General features: G+C 66.2%; 14 protein-coding genes. 7 read left to right on the top strand and 7 right to left on the bottom strand.

The genetic code is table 11. From position 1 onward, the window contains the following. Nucleotides 1-18 precede the first annotated feature (18 nt). From AC07NY_RS16985 to AC07NY_RS16970, 4 genes are all read left to right on the top strand, one after another. A complete protein-coding gene (locus tag AC07NY_RS16985) occupies nt 19-333 on the top strand; it encodes a UxaA family hydrolase (protein ID WP_494584826.1) in 315 nt (104 codons plus the stop codon). Continuing rightward, nucleotides 330-1,529, top strand: coding sequence for a UxaA family hydrolase (locus AC07NY_RS16980; protein ID WP_494584825.1), 1,200 nt, complete (start codon nt 330-332; stop codon nt 1,527-1,529). The genes AC07NY_RS16985 and AC07NY_RS16980 overlap by 4 nt, the downstream gene beginning before the upstream one ends. Before the next feature lie 212 nt (nt 1,530-1,741). Beyond that, entirely contained in the window at nt 1,742-2,764 is a 1,023-nt protein-coding gene (locus AC07NY_RS16975; protein WP_494584824.1) for a DUF2336 domain-containing protein, read from the top strand. 92 nt (nt 2,765-2,856) lie between these two features. Beyond that, the gene (locus AC07NY_RS16970) at nt 2,857-3,456 is read left to right on the top strand and encodes an outer membrane protein (RefSeq protein ID WP_494584823.1); all 600 of its coding nucleotides are present in this window, start codon (nt 2,857-2,859) and stop codon (nt 3,454-3,456) included. 155 nt (nt 3,457-3,611) lie between these two features. Here the strand turns inward: AC07NY_RS16970 and parC are convergent, their stop codons facing one another. From parC to AC07NY_RS16955, 3 genes are all read right to left on the bottom strand, one after another. Next, a complete protein-coding gene (gene parC / locus AC07NY_RS16965) occupies nt 3,612-5,858 on the bottom strand; it encodes a DNA topoisomerase IV subunit A (protein ID WP_494584821.1) in 2,247 nt (748 codons plus the stop codon). Nucleotides 5,859-5,980: 122 nt separating this feature from the next. Continuing rightward, nucleotides 5,981-6,742, bottom strand: a complete 762-nt coding sequence (gene recO, locus AC07NY_RS16960; protein ID WP_494584820.1) for a DNA repair protein RecO — start codon at nt 6,740-6,742, stop codon at nt 5,981-5,983. A 181-nt stretch (nt 6,743-6,923) separates the two neighbouring features. Beyond that, nucleotides 6,924-7,307: a tautomerase family protein gene (locus AC07NY_RS16955; RefSeq protein WP_336814470.1), complete on the bottom strand. Its 384-nt coding sequence runs from the start codon at nt 7,305-7,307 to the stop codon at nt 6,924-6,926. Between the two features lie 112 nt (nt 7,308-7,419). On the opposite strand from AC07NY_RS16955, the gene AC07NY_RS16950 reads away from it, so the two are divergent. Beyond that, on the top strand, nt 7,420-8,259 hold the full coding sequence (locus tag AC07NY_RS16950) for a LysR family transcriptional regulator (RefSeq protein WP_494584819.1): 840 nt from the start codon (nt 7,420-7,422) through the stop codon (nt 8,257-8,259). A gap of 217 nt (nt 8,260-8,476) precedes the next feature. Here AC07NY_RS16950 and AC07NY_RS16945 read toward each other — a convergent pair whose 3' ends face one another. The 3 genes from AC07NY_RS16945 to AC07NY_RS16935 all read right to left on the bottom strand — a co-directional run bounded on the left by AC07NY_RS16945 (nt 8,477) and on the right by AC07NY_RS16935 (nt 13,056). Next, nucleotides 8,477-10,687, bottom strand: coding sequence for a RelA/SpoT family protein (locus tag AC07NY_RS16945; protein WP_492284726.1), 2,211 nt, complete (start codon nt 10,685-10,687; stop codon nt 8,477-8,479). 161 nt (nt 10,688-10,848) lie between these two features. Then, nucleotides 10,849-11,238 (bottom strand): DNA-directed RNA polymerase subunit omega, encoded by a 390-nt coding sequence (gene rpoZ, locus AC07NY_RS16940; RefSeq protein ID WP_291651738.1) that lies wholly within the window; start codon nt 11,236-11,238, stop codon nt 10,849-10,851. A 99-nt stretch (nt 11,239-11,337) separates the two neighbouring features. Then, complete coding sequence (locus AC07NY_RS16935; RefSeq protein WP_494584818.1) at nt 11,338-13,056, bottom strand: ATP-binding protein; 1,719 nt, start codon at nt 13,054-13,056, stop codon at nt 11,338-11,340. 213 nt (nt 13,057-13,269) lie between these two features. Here AC07NY_RS16935 and AC07NY_RS16930 point away from each other — a divergent pair, with 213 nt between their 5' ends. Further along, a complete protein-coding gene (locus tag AC07NY_RS16930) occupies nt 13,270-14,022 on the top strand; it encodes a pyridoxine 5'-phosphate synthase (protein ID WP_494584817.1) in 753 nt (250 codons plus the stop codon). 70 nt (nt 14,023-14,092) lie between these two features. After that, nucleotides 14,093-14,494 (top strand): holo-ACP synthase, encoded by a 402-nt coding sequence (gene acpS / locus AC07NY_RS16925; protein ID WP_494584816.1) that lies wholly within the window; start codon nt 14,093-14,095, stop codon nt 14,492-14,494. Between the two features lie 104 nt (nt 14,495-14,598). Here the strand turns inward: acpS and aqpZ are convergent, their stop codons facing one another. Further along, nucleotides 14,599-15,312, bottom strand: coding sequence for an aquaporin Z (gene aqpZ, locus AC07NY_RS16920; RefSeq protein ID WP_494584815.1), 714 nt, complete (start codon nt 15,310-15,312; stop codon nt 14,599-14,601). Nucleotides 15,313-15,317 lie beyond the last annotated feature (5 nt).

Raw genomic sequence — 15,317 nt, 5'->3', positions numbered from 1 at the left:
TTCGAAGGGCGGTTCACCATGACTCACGATCCGCGCCTCATCCTGCTCGATCCGCGCGACAACGTCCTCGTTGCGCGGGCTCGGCTGAAAGCCGGCGATACCATCGAGACCGGCTCTGGCCCGGCCGCGCTCGATCGCGACATCGCGCTCGCCCACAAGGTCGCCCGCCGTGCCATCGCGGCCGGCGAGAAGATCCTGAAATACGGCGCGCCGATCGGCGTCGCGACCGAGGCGATCGCGCCCGCCGCGCATGTCCATGTCCACAACATGCGCAGCGACTACACGCCGACCTATCATCTCGAAGACGAACGCAAGGCGGGAGCCTCGGCATGAGCACGATGCGCGGCTATCTCCGGTCCGACGGGCGCAAGGGCATCCGCAACACCGTCGCGGTCGCCTATCTCGTCGAATGCGCCCATCATGTCGCGCGCGAGATCGCCCTGCCCTGGCGCGAGGAAGGCGTCCACGCCATCGGCTTCCCCGGCTGCTACCCCAACCCCTATGCCGAGCGGATGATGGAGCAGCTCTGCACCCATCCGAATGTCGGGGCGGTGCTGCTGGTCTCGCTCGGCTGCGAGAGCTTCAACAAATACGCGCTGGAACGGGTGGTGCGCGCCAGCGGCCGGCCGGTGAAGACGATCATCATCCAGGGCACCGGCGGCACCCGCGCCTCGATCCGCGAGGGTCGTGCCTGGGTCGAGGAGCAGCGCGCCCTGCTCGACACGCAGGAGACGGTGCCGATGGCGGTCTCCGAACTCGTGGTCGGCACGGTCTGCGGCGGCTCGGACGGCACCTCCGGCATCACCGGCAATCCGGCAGCAGGCAGGGCTTTCGACCAGCTCATCGCGGAAGGCGCCGCCTGTATCTTCGAGGAAACCGGCGAACTGATCGGCTGCGAACACATCATGGCGGCGCGCGCGATCACGCCCGAGCTCGGCGCCGAGCTGGAGAAATCCGTGGCCAAGGCGGCGCGCTACTACGCCACGCTAGGCTACGGCTCCTTCGCCGCCGGCAATGCCGAGGGCGGGCTTTCGACCATCGAGGAGAAATCGATGGGCGCCTATGCCAAGTCCGGAGCCTCGCCGATCTCCGGGCTGATCAAGCCCGGCGACGTGCCGCCGCATGGCGGACTCTATCTGCTCGACGTGGTGCCGGATGGCGAGGTGCGGTTCGGCTTCCCGAACATCAACGACAATGCCGAGATCGCGGAATTGATCGCCTGCGGGGCGCATTGCGTGCTGTTCGTGACGGGGCGCGGCTCGGTCGTCGGGTCGGCGATCTCGCCGGTCGTGAAGATCTGCGCGAACCCTGAGACCTATCGCCGGATGTCCGAGGATATGGATGTCGATGCCGGACGTATTCTCGAAGGCCGCGCCGGGCTCGACGAGGTCGGCACGGAAATCCGCGATCTGGTGGTCTCGCTCGGCCAGGGAGGCCGGACCAAGTCGGAAGAGCTGGGGCATCAGGAATTCATCCTGACCTACAAGAGCTTCGAACCGCTCGGACCGGCCTGCCTGCCCGCGGCTTGAGCCGGATTAAATCAGCGCGCATCGCCCGATAACGGATTTGCAACTTTTAGTTGTATAACCTGCAGGACTTGCCGCTTGCGGGCAGCGAGTTCACCACGGACCGAACAGCGGGGCGCAGCGCCCCGCTGTTCGGAAAAGAACGTCGTCGCCTTAAGAGTAAATCAAGCCGCACCTGCGCAGAGTGCCGCCACTGCTTTGTCGCGGGGGCCCTCATGCTGCGTAACCTGACCCGAATGCCGGCGGACATGTCGTCGGATTCGCGCCGGCAGCTTCTCAATGCCGTGACGGACCTCTTCCTGCTCGACCACGACCCGAACGAGGCCGCAAAGGAGCATTACGGCGAGATCGCAACCAGCTCGCTCGGCCATCTCGGAGACGAGGACCGCAAGGGCTATGCCGATCGCGTCGCCGCGATGCCGACCCTGCCGCACAATGTCGCGGTCACGCTCGGCGGCGACAGCAATGCCGAGGTCGCGCGCCTCGTGCTGTCGCTCTCCCCGGTCCTAACCGATACCGACCTTGCCGCCATCGCGGTTACCCAGTCGCAGCAGCATCTCGTCGCCATCGCCGAGCGCGCGCGCCTGTCCGAGGGCGTCACCGACATTCTCGTCGAGCGCGGCGACCAGAGGGTGCTGCACACCGTCAGCGCCAATGAAGGCGCCGCCTTTTCCGATCGCGGCTTCGACCGGCTGCTGGAACGCGGTGAGGGCGATGCCACTATTACCGGCGCGCTCGCCCGTCGCTCCGACCTTGCACCGAACCGTGCCCAGCGCGTGCTCCGGATCGTCGAGCAGTTCTCCGACGGCGGCAGCGCCGCGCCCGCCACCGACGCCAATGTCTCGCTCGCCCGGCAGGCGCGCCAGCAGCGCCTGGAGGTCAAGCTGCTGCTCTCCGACCTCGCCGCCAAGGTGCGCGAGCTTGACGACGTGCTGACCATGCTGGCCGACGAAGACCGCGCCTATCACCTCTCGCAAGTGCTCTCCGAAGTCGCCGGCATCTCGATCGAGCAGGCGCTGCGCGTGCTGATGCAGCGGGATTCCAGCGGCATCGCCGTCGCCTGCCGCTCGCTCGGCATCGGCGCCACGGCCTTCCGGGCCATCCTGCAATTGCGGGCGCGGCGGCTCTATTTCTCCTCGCGCGACGTCGACGACGATGTCGATGCCTATGCCAAGCTCGACCTGGCGACGGCGGAGCGCACCCTGCGCTTCCTCAAGCTCAGGACCAAGATCGCCTGAGCCGCGGCAACCGGCGCGCCACAAAACCGCGACATTCGCCTCGCTCCATGCTAGCTTCCGACGGGGCACGCTGTCGCGAGGACGCTTTCGACGTGAGATTTCCGCTTCTTTCCGCCACGGCGCTCGCCGCTCTCCTCGGAGCCGGCGCATCGTCGCAGGCGCAAGCGCTGCTGCCTCTGTCCGGCTTCGCACCGCTGCCGTCCTTCGCCTGGGATCAGCCGAGCCTCTCGCCGAAATGGGAGGGGTCCTATGCCCGCATCTCCTCGGGCTTCCAGGTCACCAGCGGCAAGCATATGCGCACCAGCGCCGGCCCGACGATCGGGCTGGAAGCCGGGACGATGCGGCGCGAGGGCAATTTCGTCTACGGTATCGCCGGCGCGATCGACTACATGCCGGCCGTCGGCGGCTATGGCTATCCGAGCTTCGGCAATGCCGCCTATACCCGCGACTTCGCCGGCGCCTTCAAGGTCAAGGCCGGCGTGCTGGTGACGCCGGATGTGCTGCTCTACACGACGGTTGGCATGAGCGCGGCCAACGAGACCTGGCGCTTCGGCGCAAGCGACTTCTCTTCGCCCTTCAGCCGCAGCAGCATCGCGGTCCGCCCCGAGGCGCGGGCTGGCGTGCTCTGGGCCGTCACCGACAAGATCACGATGGGTCTGGAAGTCGGCGTCGTCGGGCGGGAGATCCGCTGAGGATCTGATTCAGGCGGTTGCGGGATTGATTCCGGTTCTGCCGGCAAGCCTTTGATCTGGCGTCATTCTCGGGCTTGACCCGAGAATCTCATGCCGGGAAGGCGCTGATCACCAGATGCTCGGGTCAAGCCCGAGCATGACGCGCGTCTCTCCCCTTACCCGCCGAAGGTATTGCTCTTGGGAAAGCCCTTGGGCGGCAGGCGGCCGGCTTCGGCGCGGTGGCCGAGCCATTCCAGCAGGTCGGCCTGCGTCACTGTCCAGGTCCGGCCGGAGGTATCGAGCCAGGTCAGGCCGTCAGCGAGGTTGAAGGTCCTGGCGTCGGAGAGGCCGCCATCCTTGTAACGCTGCAGGCGCACGCCCTTGCCGCGGCCCATCTCCGCCACTTCCGAAATCGGGAAGCAGAGCAATTTGCGGTTCTCGCCGATGATCGCGACATGATCGCCATCGGCCGGGACCGCCAGAACGGCGACGTTCGCCCCATCGACATTGAGCACCTGCCGCCCTTTGCGGGTATTGGCGACGACATCGTCGGCCGGCGCGACGAAGCCCCTGCCCTCGCTCGACACCATCAGCAGCTTCGAGCCCGGCTTGTAAGGGAAGGCAGAGACGATCTCGGCCGTCTCCTCCAGCTCGATCATCAGGCGGATCGGATCGCCGAAGCCGCGCCCGCCGGGGAGCTTCGACGCATCCAGCGTGAAGACCTTGCCGTTCGAGGCGAGCACCAGCACCTTCGCCGTCGTCTCGGTGAAGAAAGCGGTCTGGAGCGCGTCGTCGCCCTTGAAGGAGAAGCTCGACTTGTCCTGGACGTGGCCCTTCAGCGCCCTGATCCAGCCCTTCTTCGAGATCACGACCGTGATCGGCTCGCGCTCGACCATGGCCTGGGTCAGGTCGATATTGGCAGTCTCCGGCATATCGGCGAAATCGGTGCGGCGCTTGCCGATCGCCGTTTCCGGGCCGAAAGTCTTCTTCACCTGCCGGATATCCCAAGCGATCGTCTTCCACTGCGTTGCCTCGGAGGCGAGCAGCGTCTCGATCTGCTCCTTCTCCTTGGTCAACTCGTCGAGCTCGGTCTTGAGCTGCATCTCCTCGAGCTTGCGCAAGGCGCGCAGGCGCGTGTCGAGGATCGCGTTGGCCTGGATCTCGGTGAGCTCGAAGACCTTCATCAGCTCGATCTTCGGCTCGTCCTCCTCGCGGATGATTTTGATCACCCGGTCGAGGTCGAGATAGACGATCAGCAGGCCGCGCAGGATTTCGAGGCGCTTGTCGATCTGGCCGAGGCGGAAGCGCGAGCGCCGCTGCAGGACCTCGCGGCGATGGTCGAGCCAGGCACGCAGCGCCTCGGCGAGGCCGAGCACGCGCGGCACCAGCCCGCCGGTGAGCACGTTCATGTTCATGGAGATGCGCGCTTCTAGCTCGGAGAGCCGGAACAGCGATTCCATCATCAGGTTGGGATCGACATTGCGGGCACGCGGCTCGATGACGATGCGGATATCCTCGGCCGACTCGTCGCGCAGGTCCGCGACCAGAGGCAGCTTCTTGTCGTTGAGGAGTTCGGCGATCTTCTCGATCAGGCGGCCCTTCGAGACCATGTAGGGAATCTCGGTAACGACAACCTGCCAGGCGCCGCGTTCGAGATCCTCCTTCACCCAGCGCGCGCGGGTGCGGAAGGCGCCGCGCCCGGTGCGATAGGTCTCCGCCATCGAGGCGCGGGTCTCGACGATGATGCCGCCGGTCGGAAAATCCGGGCCGGGCACGAAGGTCATGAGCTGCTCGGAGGAGGTCTCCGGGTGCTGGATCAGGTAGAGCGCGGCGTCGCAGAGCTCGGCCGCGTTGTGCGGCGGGATCGAGGTCGCCATGCCGACCGCGATGCCCTGCGAGCCGTTGGCGAGCAGGTTCGGGAAGGCGGCCGGGAGCACGACCGGCTCCTCGTCCTCGCCGTTATAGGTCTCGCGGAAATCGACCGCGTCCTCGTCGATGCCGTCGAGGAGCAGACGCGCGACCTCGGTCATGCGCGCTTCGGTATAGCGGTAGGCGGCGGCGTTATCGCCGTCGATATTGCCGAAATTGCCTTGCCCGTCGACGAGCGGGTAGCGCTGGGCGAAATCCTGCGCGAGGCGAACCAGCGCGTCATAGACCGACTGGTCGCCATGCGGGTGGAATTTACCGATGACGTCGCCGACGATGCGGGCGCATTTCTTGTGGACCTGGCCCGGATCGAGCCGGAGCAGCCGCATGGCGTGCAGGATGCGGCGGTGGACCGGCTTCAGGCCGTCGCGCGCATCCGGCAGGGCGCGGTGCATGATGGTGGAGAGCGCATAGGCGAGATAGCGCTCTTCGAGCGCCGATTTCAGATCGATGCGCTCGGACTCGTCTTCCGGCGGCGGATCGACCGGTTTGCCCATGCTGCGTCAGCCCTCAACTTGTCCAAAATTCGCGTGGTCTCTATGGCACAGCGCGAATCAGCCCGCCAGAACAATGCAGGTACGAAGACCCCGGCGCAAACGCAGGGGGCGCCTTTTCGCGCTTAGGCGGTGGATGATTCGCCGGGCGGCGCATTCGCCGCGGCCCGCGTTGCCATTTCGACCAATCGTGCCCGCTCGGGAGGCTCGCGCAGGCCGCGCGGATCGAGGATATGGCGGCGCAGGAAGAAGCCGGTCAGGGCGAAGCCCGAGAGGATGTCGGCAGGCGATGGGCGTCGCCCGCCCTGCCCTTCGACGAGGAACGAAGGCAGCTTTAGCAGGCGGTCGAGATAGGGCTGCGCCGCCCGCCGGCTGACGGCCTTGCCGGATTTCGGCGAGACATGGCTGAGATCGTCTGGCGAGCCGGTGACGGCGCAGCGCGCGAGGTCGAGCCCGAAGCCCAGTTCCGTGAGCATGGCCAGTTCGAAGCGGATTATCAGGGCCGGCGCCATCTCCGCTTCGTCGAGATGGGCGACGAGGACCGAGAGACCCTCGTAGAGGCCGGGATGCGGATCGCGCTCCGGCAGCAGGCGCAGCAGGCCGGCGATGGTGCCGAGCCCGTAGAGCGCGACCGGCGCGGCGATCAAGCGGGCTGCGTGTGAGGTGAGCAGCTCGACCTTGTACTCGCCGAGTTGCTCGTCGAGCCTCGCACGCCAGGTCAGAGAGACACTGTTTCCGGGCTGGAGCGAGGCTTGCGCCTTGGAAGAGCGCCCGCCCCTGACGAGGCCGAGATGGCGGCCGTGCCCGCGCGTCATCGCCTCCAGGATCACGGCGCTTTCGCCATGAGCCTTGAGGCCGATGATCGTGCCCTCGTCCGTCCATTCCATGAGGAGGGTTTAGGGCGTGACGCGCGGCGCCGCAATTTCACGCGCGCCGTCATCCCGGCCGCAGCGAAGCGGAGCGCCGGGATCCATCATAGGGCTACGGCGCTCTACGATGGATCCCGGATCTTCGCTGCTTCGCAGCTTGTCCGGGATGACGACGCGGTTGGTGAAGACGGGGCGTGCCTCACGCCACGTATTGCGCGATGCCGCCGCCGAAGGACCAGTCCTCGCGCTTGACCTCGACGAGGTTGATGAAGATGTCGTCCGGCTTCAGGCCAGGCTCCTTCGTGAGATTCTCGACGATCGCGGCGTAGAGCTTCTTCTTCTGCGTCACGCCGCGGGTATTGGCGACGGTGAGCTGGATAATCACCAGCCTGTCGCTGCGGTTGAAGCCGAAATAGTTGGCGTCGAAGACGAATTCGTCGGCGTCATGCTGGTGGACGACGGCGAAGAGATCTTTCTCCGGCACTTCGAAGGTCTCGCGCAGCGCCTTGTAGACGCCGTCGATGATCGCGGCCGGCTCGGAAGCCGGACGGCCACGGCGCATGGAAATCCTGATCAGGGGCATGGTCTGTCTCCGTGTCGAGGCGCAACCGCGCCTGTCGAAGAGCACCATAGGCTGCTTCTCATGATCTGAAAATCGCATCTATGACGATATCAATGATATGGTATTATGATTTATGAGTACTCTTGATATCGATGCCGTCGCCTCCTTCCTGCGAGCGGCCGAGCTGAAGAGCTTCACCCGCGCTGCCGAGGCGCTCGGCACGACGCAATCGCTGGTAAGCACGCGCGTGAAGCGGCTGGAGGACGGTCTCGGCCGCCTGCTGCTGCAGCGCCATCCGCGGCTCGTCAGGCTAACGGCCGAGGGCGAGCGCTTCCTGCCCGCCGCGCGCGACCTGCTGGCGGCCCATGGCAAGGCGCTCGCGGCCTTCGCGGTCGCGCCCGAGCATATCGCGGTCGGCATCAGCGAACAGGCTGTCGGCGCCGAGGTGCCGGCCGTTCTGGCGCGGCTTACGGCGCATGATCCCGGCATCGTCATCAATCTCAGGATCGAGCCGTCGCGGACGCTGGAAGAAGCGTTCGAACGGGGCGAGCTCGATGTCGTGATCGTCCGCCGGCTCGCGGCAAGCCGGACCGGGGAAGTCCTGCGCGACGACGCCGTCGGTTGGTTCGCGGCGCCCGATCTCGTGCGGCAGGCGGATGCGCCCGTGCCCTTGGTGAGCCTCGTCGCCGAATGCCGCCTGCGCCGGCACAGCATGGACACGCTCGACCACGCCGGCATTCCATGGCGCGAAGCCTTCGTCGGCGGCGGGATGGCGGCGGTCGCGGCCGCCGTTCAGGTCGGGCTCGGCGTCTCGCCGCTGGCCGCGCGGATCGCGCCGGCTAACACGGTCGATGTCGGGCCGGCATGGGGCCTGCCCTCGCTCGGCGGATCGCAGGTCGTGCTCAGGAGCAATGTCGCGACGCCACGCGCGGGCGCTTTCGTGCGCGAGCTGGCGGCAGCGTTTAGGGGGTAAGGTTTAGTAGCGTCTGCAAGAACCTCGTCCCCTTTGTCATTCCGGGGCGCGCCGCAGGCACGAACCCGGAACCCACGACTGGGTGGGACATTCTGTGCCCGGTTGTTGCTCGCTCGCCCAGTCGTGGGTTCCGGGTTCTTCGCTACGCGAAGCCCCGGAATGACAAAGGTGGTTCCGGGCTCAGGCCTGCGACCTGACCCGGAATGACGGCAGCGCCCTACCCGACCACGCGTTCCACGCGGCTGATCACCCGCTTCTCCCGCAATTCACTGATGATCGCCGAGAGGTGCTTCAGGTCCCAGACCGTGAGGTCGATGGTGACGTCGGTGAAGTCCTGGTTCGGCCGGTTCATCGAGACGGAATCGATATTGCCGTCATGCTCGGCGATCGTGGTGGTGATCTGCGCGAGCGAGCCGGGCTCGTTGATCGACTTCAACGCGATGCGCGCCGGAAAACGCTGCGGCGCCTTGTCGTCGAGGTCCCAGCGGACATCGAGCCAGCGGTCCGGCTCGTTGTCGAAGGCGGCGAGCGCCGGCGACTGGATCGGATAGATCGTCACCCCCTCGCCCGGCGTCAGGATGCCGACGATGCGATCGCCCGGCACGGCTCCGCCATGCGGCGCGAAGCGCACAGGCAGGTCGCCGCCGAGCCCGCGGATCGGAATGGCATTGTCCGGCGCCTCGCCCGGCAGCTTGAACTTGAGGTTCTCGCCCTGGCGCAGTTCGAACCAGCCCTTACCGTTAGGGGCGGCGGCCGGCTTTCCATCGGACGAGCCACGCTTCTCGGGCTCGAGGTCCGGATACACCGCCTTGACCACGTCGCCGGAATACATCTCGCCGCGTCCGACGGCCGCGAGCACATCGTCCACGGTGTTGCGCGCGAGGCGCTTCAGTGCGGCCTTGAGCTTGTCGTCGGAGAAAGCGCGCTCGGCGCGGGAGAAGGCCCGTTCGAGAATCTGACGGCCAAGGCCGGCATATTGGCGGCGGACGGCGGCGCGGGTGGCGCGGCGGATGGCGGCGCGAGCCTTGCCGGTGACGACGAGCGATTCCCAGGCGGCCGGCGGGGCCTGCCCGTCGGCGCGGGTGATCTCGACCTCGTCGCCGTTCTGCAACTCGGTCAGGAGCGGGGCAATGCGACCATTGATCTTGGCGCCGACCGCGCTGTTGCCGACATCAGTGTGGACGGCATAGGCGAAGTCGATCGGCGTCGCGCCGCGCGGCAGGGCGATGAGGCGCCCCTTCGGCGTGAAGCAGAAGACCTGGTCGTGGAAAAGTTCGAGCTTGGTGTGCTCGAGGAATTCTTCCGGGCTATCGCCCTCGGCCAAGAGGTCGACAGTGCGGCGCAGCCATTGATAGGCGCGGCTCTCGTCGGCGAGGCCCATCGGCTGGCCGGCGCGGCCGTCCTTGTAATGGGCGTGGGCGGCGATGCCGTATTCGGCGATGCGATCCATGTTGTCGGTGCGGATCTGCAGTTCGACACGGCTATGACCGGGGCCGACGACGGTTGTGTGGATCGACCGGTAGTCGTTCTGTTTCGGCGTCGAGATGTAGTCCTTGTAGCGGCCCGGCACCATCGGCCAGGTCATGTGGACGATACCGAGCACGCGGTAGCAATCCTCCGGCCTGTCGACGATGACGCGGAAGCCGAAGATGTCGGAGAGCTGCTCGAAGGAGACGGATTTCCGCTCCATCTTCTTCCAGATCGAATAGGGGCGCTTGCGCCGCCCGAAGACCTCGGCCTGGATGCCGCTGGCGGCAAGCTTGCCCTTCAGGTCGTCCTCGATCTCGCCGATGACCTTGCCCTCGCGCTCGGTCACCTCTTCCAGCCGCTTGGTCACGGTGGCGTGGGCCTCGGGCTTGATATGGCGGAAGGAGAGCTCCTCCAGCTCCTCGCGCAATTCCTGCATGCCCATGCGGCCGGCGAGCGGCGCATAGATCTCGATCGTCTCCTCGGCGATGCGCAGGCGCTTCTCCGGCGGGACGAAATGCAGGGTGCGCATGTTGTGCAAGCGATCGGCGAGCTTGACCAGTAGCACGCGGATATCGTCGGCGATGGCGAGCAGCAGCTTGCGGAAGTTCTCGCCCTGCGCCGCTTTCTTCGAGACGAGGTCGAGCTTCTTGATCTTGGTGAGGCCATCGACGAGCCGGCGGATATCCGGCCCGAACATGCTCTCGATCTCTTCCAGCGTCGCGGCCGTGTCCTCGACCGTGTCGTGCAGGACGGCTGCGACGATGGTGGCGTCGTCGAGCTTGAGGTCGGTCAGGATCGCCGCGACTTCGAGCGGATGCGCGAAGAAGGGATCGCCGGAAGCGCGCTTCTGCGTGCCGTGTGCACGCATGGCATAGACATAGGCCCGGTTAAGCAGGTCCTCGTCGGTATTCGGATTATAGCTCCTGACCCGGTCAACGAGCTCATATTGCCGCATCATGCCCATGCGGGCCCCAACCTCGTCCTGCGATCATTGCAACACATTATTATTTGCACAGGCATTGGCGGCAGCAAGGCGTTTTCCGGATGACGGGCATGAAAAAGCCCGGCACTGCCGGGCTTTAACTGGAAACAGTGAACAATCGATTCACGCGAGGAGAATCAGTCCTCGTCGTCGGCGCTCTCGGTCGGCGGCACGAGGCCGTCGAGGCCGCGCAGCAGGTCCTCTTCGCTCATGCGATCGAACTGAACTTCGCTGTCCGGGGTCGCGGCGCTCGTGGGGCTGGCGAGCAGCGGAACAGTCTCCTGCTCCGGCTCGTCGACCTCGACATGCTTCTGCAGCGAGTGGATCAGGTCTTCCTTGAGATCCTCGGGCTTGAGCTTCTCGTCGGCGATCTCGCGCAGCGCGACGACGGGGTTCTTGTCGTTATCGCGGGGGACGAGGATCGACGAGCCCGACTGGATCATCCGCGCGCGATGGCTAGCGAGCAGCACCAGCTCGAAGCGGTTCTCGACCTTGTCGATGCAGTCTTCAACGGTAACGCGAGCCATGGCCGGCTTCTTCCGATCTCAGCGATGCAGGGAAATGGATTGAGCACGGCCTTACAGGCAAAGCCACCGCGATGCAAGATTTTCGCAACCCGCGGAGCATCAGGCGCGCATGCGCCTGACCATGTCGTCCAGCGTCGGCTCAAGTCGACCCGCGCCCTCGCCGCCGCGCGCGCCCATCGCCGGCAATTCATGCGGCTTGAGCTCGGCGAAGCGCATCCGCATCGTCGTGGCGACGCCCTCGCCGAAGGCGATGGCCTCGCGGTTGCCGATCGAGGACAGGAAATTGATCGTGCTGGCGGAGGCATCCGAGATCGCGGAGCGGATGATCTGCTGGTCGCGCTCGTTCGCTAGCCGCATCGCGAAGATGGTCGAACATTGCGACAGGATCGTGGGGTCCAGGTCGCCCGGGCGCTGCGTCACGATGCCGAGATAGGAACCATATTTGCGGCCTTCCTTGGCGATCCGGGCAAGCGCCTGCCGTGTCGGCGCGAAGCCGAGCGAAGTGTCCGCGGGAACGTAGCGATGGGCTTCCTCGCAGAGAACTAGGATCTCGCAGGCGCCCTGGCTCGCAGCAGCGAGATCGAAGGCCAGGCGCGACAGCACCGAGGCTACCGCGTTGACGACATCGCCCGGCAGGCCGCCGAGCTGGAACGCGGTGATCGGCCGCCCATGCATCGGGATGCGGAAAACCTGGGCCAGAATCGGGGCGACGGTCTCGTACATGTTGGCGCGGCCGAACATGAAGCGATAGCGCGGATCGGCGTGCAACGATTCCAGCCGCACCTTGAGCGAGCGCAGGGCGGCGCGGGGCCAGCGCTGCTCGTGCAGGCCGATCATCTCATCGATGACGGCGAAGGCATCCTTGAGGCGATAGGGCGTGACCGCATCGACGGCCCCGCCTTGCCCCTGCGGCGCCTCGGCCGGCTGACGCGAGGTGCCGAGATCGAGCGGGCGCTTCAGCAGGCTGGAGCCGAGATCGCGCGCCAGTTCCTGCCCGTTGCTGGGCATGCGGTAGCGCGTACGCGCGGCCGAGACGACCTCGCGTAGAATGTCCGGCTCGTCGTCGAGAACTGCCCGCCCCCTGAACACGACCTCCGCGAACTCCTCCTGCCTGAACATCCAGAACGGCAGGTCGAGGCTTTCGCCGTCGATGGTCAGGGCGAGATCAGGAAAGGCGCTGGAATATTCGTTGTGCGGATCGAGGATGAGCACGCGCAGGCGCGGGCGCACGGCAACGGCGCGACGCAGCAGAAGCGAAACTGCGCTCGACTTGCCGACGCCGGTGGTGCCGACCAGCGCGAAATGGCGCGACAGCATGTCCTGGATGCTGACGGTCGCAGGGATGCTGGCGTCCTGCGTCACATGGCCGATCTCGACACCGGAGCGGTCCCCGAGATCATGGACGAGCGCGAGGTCGCCGGCGCGGATGCGGTGAGCGATCGCGCCGATCGGTGGAAAGGTGCTGATGCCGCTCTGAAAGCGCGTGCGGCCGTCAGGGCCTTCCAGAACCTCGCCGAGGAACTCGACCTCGACCTGGATCGGATTCTCGTCCGCCTCGTTCCAGACGGGTTCGACGGCATGCAGCCTGTAGACCAGCGCGACGATGCGGCTCGACCCCAGATTGATCGACACCATGCGGCCGATAGCCCAGGCATCGCCCGCCAGCCAGTTCCCTGTCGAGACAGCGCTGAGAATCGTGGCGCGCGAGCCGTCGCAAGCGATAACGCGGCCTAGCGCGCGCTCGGGCGGCTGGTTGCCCTCACGCCTGTCCGGCAGGACATCTGTGTGGAAAGCCGCGTTCTTCAGTGGCAGTTGCATGAGCTCGATTGAATTCTGCAATGACGTATCTCGACATTACAGAGCTTCGGTTACGATTACCTTCACAACGAGCCGCCATTCCGCTTTATCGTTTCGTAAAGATTTCCGGCACGGCCACACCGATCACATTTCGTGAGCCGGGCATCACAATCCCTGCATTGAGCCGGTGCGCCGCTTTCGTCTAAGCAGGACTCAAAGAAACAAGGGGGATGCATGATGGCCGACCGGCTGCGCCTGGGCATCAATATCGACCATGTCGCCACGGTGCGAAACGCGCGCGGCGGCGCCCTGCCCGATCCGGTCCGTGCGGCCCATCTCGCCATCGCAGCCGGTGCCGACGGCATCACGGCGCATCTGCGCGAGGATCGGCGCCATATCCGCGACGCCGACATGGACCGCCTCGCAGCCGAGCTGACCAAGCCGCTCAATTTCGAAATGGGCGCGACCGAAGAGATGATCGCTCTGGCGGAGCGGCTGAAGCCGCACGCGGCCTGCCTGGTACCGGAGAAGCGCGAGGAACGCACCACCGAGGGCGGCCTCGACGTCGTCGGGCAGGAGGCCCATCTCTCGCCGGCCATCGCGCGGCTCAAGGCAGCCGGCTGCCGCGTCTCGCTGTTCATCGAGCCCGACGAGGCGCCGATCGCGATGTCGGCCAAGCTCGGCGCGCCGGTCATCGAACTGCATACCGGCAGCTGGTGCCACGCCGTCATCGATGGCGAGACCGCGAAGGCCGAGGCGGAATTCCAGCGGCTGGCCAAAGGCGCGGCACTGGGAGCAAAGCTCGGGCTGGAGGTCCATGCCGGGCACGGGCTCGACTACGATACGGCGCGCACGCTCGCCCGCGTGCCGGAATTCGTCGAGTTCAATATCGGCCATTTTCTGGTCGGCGAGGCGATCTTCATCGGCCTCGAAGAGGCGATCCGCCGGATGCGGCAGGCGATGGACGAAGGACGGAACGCGCGCTGAGCCGTAGCGCTTCGCCCCTCCGTAGCCGGAAGCGGTTCCTGTCGGGCGAAAACCGCGCTACATCGCGGGCATGATCCTCGGCATCGGCTCCGACCTCTGCGACATCCGCCGGATCGAGCGCTCGCTCGAACGCTTCGGCGAACGCTTCACGCATCGCGTCTTCACGGAAGGCGAGCGGACGAAATCAGACCGGCGCGCGACCCGCGCCGCTTCTTACGCCCGCCGCTTCGCCGCCAAGGAGGCCTGCTCGAAAGCGCTGGGCACCGGCATGCGCGCCGGTGTGTTCTGGCGAGACATGGAAGTGGTCAACCTGCCGGGCGGGCGCCCCACCATGCGCCTGACCGGCGGCGCGGCGGAGCGATTGAAGGCCATGACCCCAGCGGGCTTCGAGGCCTTCGTCCATGTCTCGCTGACGGACGATCCGCCTTTGGCGCAGGCCTTCGTGGTGATCGAAGCGCGGCCGGTCGCCTGACCCACCTTCTGTTCAAGCAGAAGCCGCCGCCATTCCGGGGCACCGCTTGGCGATGAACCGGAACGACGGCGGCTTTTGAGACGCTATCTACGTGGTCGAGCCGTTCAGCGGCCGGTGACTTGGCCTTCCGGCTCGTCGCTCAGCCAGCGATAGATCACGCCGCCAAGCACGCCGCCGATCAGCGGAGCCAGCCAGAACAGCCAGAGCTGTTGGAGGGCCCAGCCACCGACGAAGAGCGCCGGGCCGGTGCTGCGGGCCGGGTTCACCGAGGTGTTCGTCACCGGGATGCTGACGAGGTGGATCAGGGCGAGGCCGAGGCCGATCGCAAGCGGGGCGAAGCCGGCCGGCGCCTTGCCATGGGTCGAGCCCATGATGATGAACAGGAACATCATGGTCATCACGACTTCCATCAGGAAGGCCGAGACGAGATTATACTTGCCGGGCGAATGCTCGGCATAGCCGTTCGAGGCGAAGCCGCCGGCAAGGTCGAAGCCCGGCGCGCCACGCGCGATGAGGTAGAGAACGCCCGCTCCGACGACCGCGCCGATCACCTGTGCGACGATATAGGGAACGACCTGCCCGGCCGGGAAGCGCCCGCCGGCCGCGAGACCGACCGTCACCGCCGGGTTGAGATGGCAGCCAGAAATATGGCCGATGGCATAGGCCATCGTCACGACGGTCAGGCCGAACGCCAGCGAAACGCCAAGCAACCCGATACCGACATTCGGAAATCCCGCGGCGATGACCGCGCTGCCGCAACCTGCAAAGGTCAACCAGAACGTGCCGATGGCTTCGGCGGCTAGTTTCTTCGTGCTCATGAGTG

The sequence above is a fragment of the Allobosea sp. GW821-FHT09G06 genome (assembly GCF_059416005.1).
The sequence above is the reverse complement of the archived record's forward strand: the minus strand, read 5'-3'. Positions and strand labels throughout refer to the sequence as shown.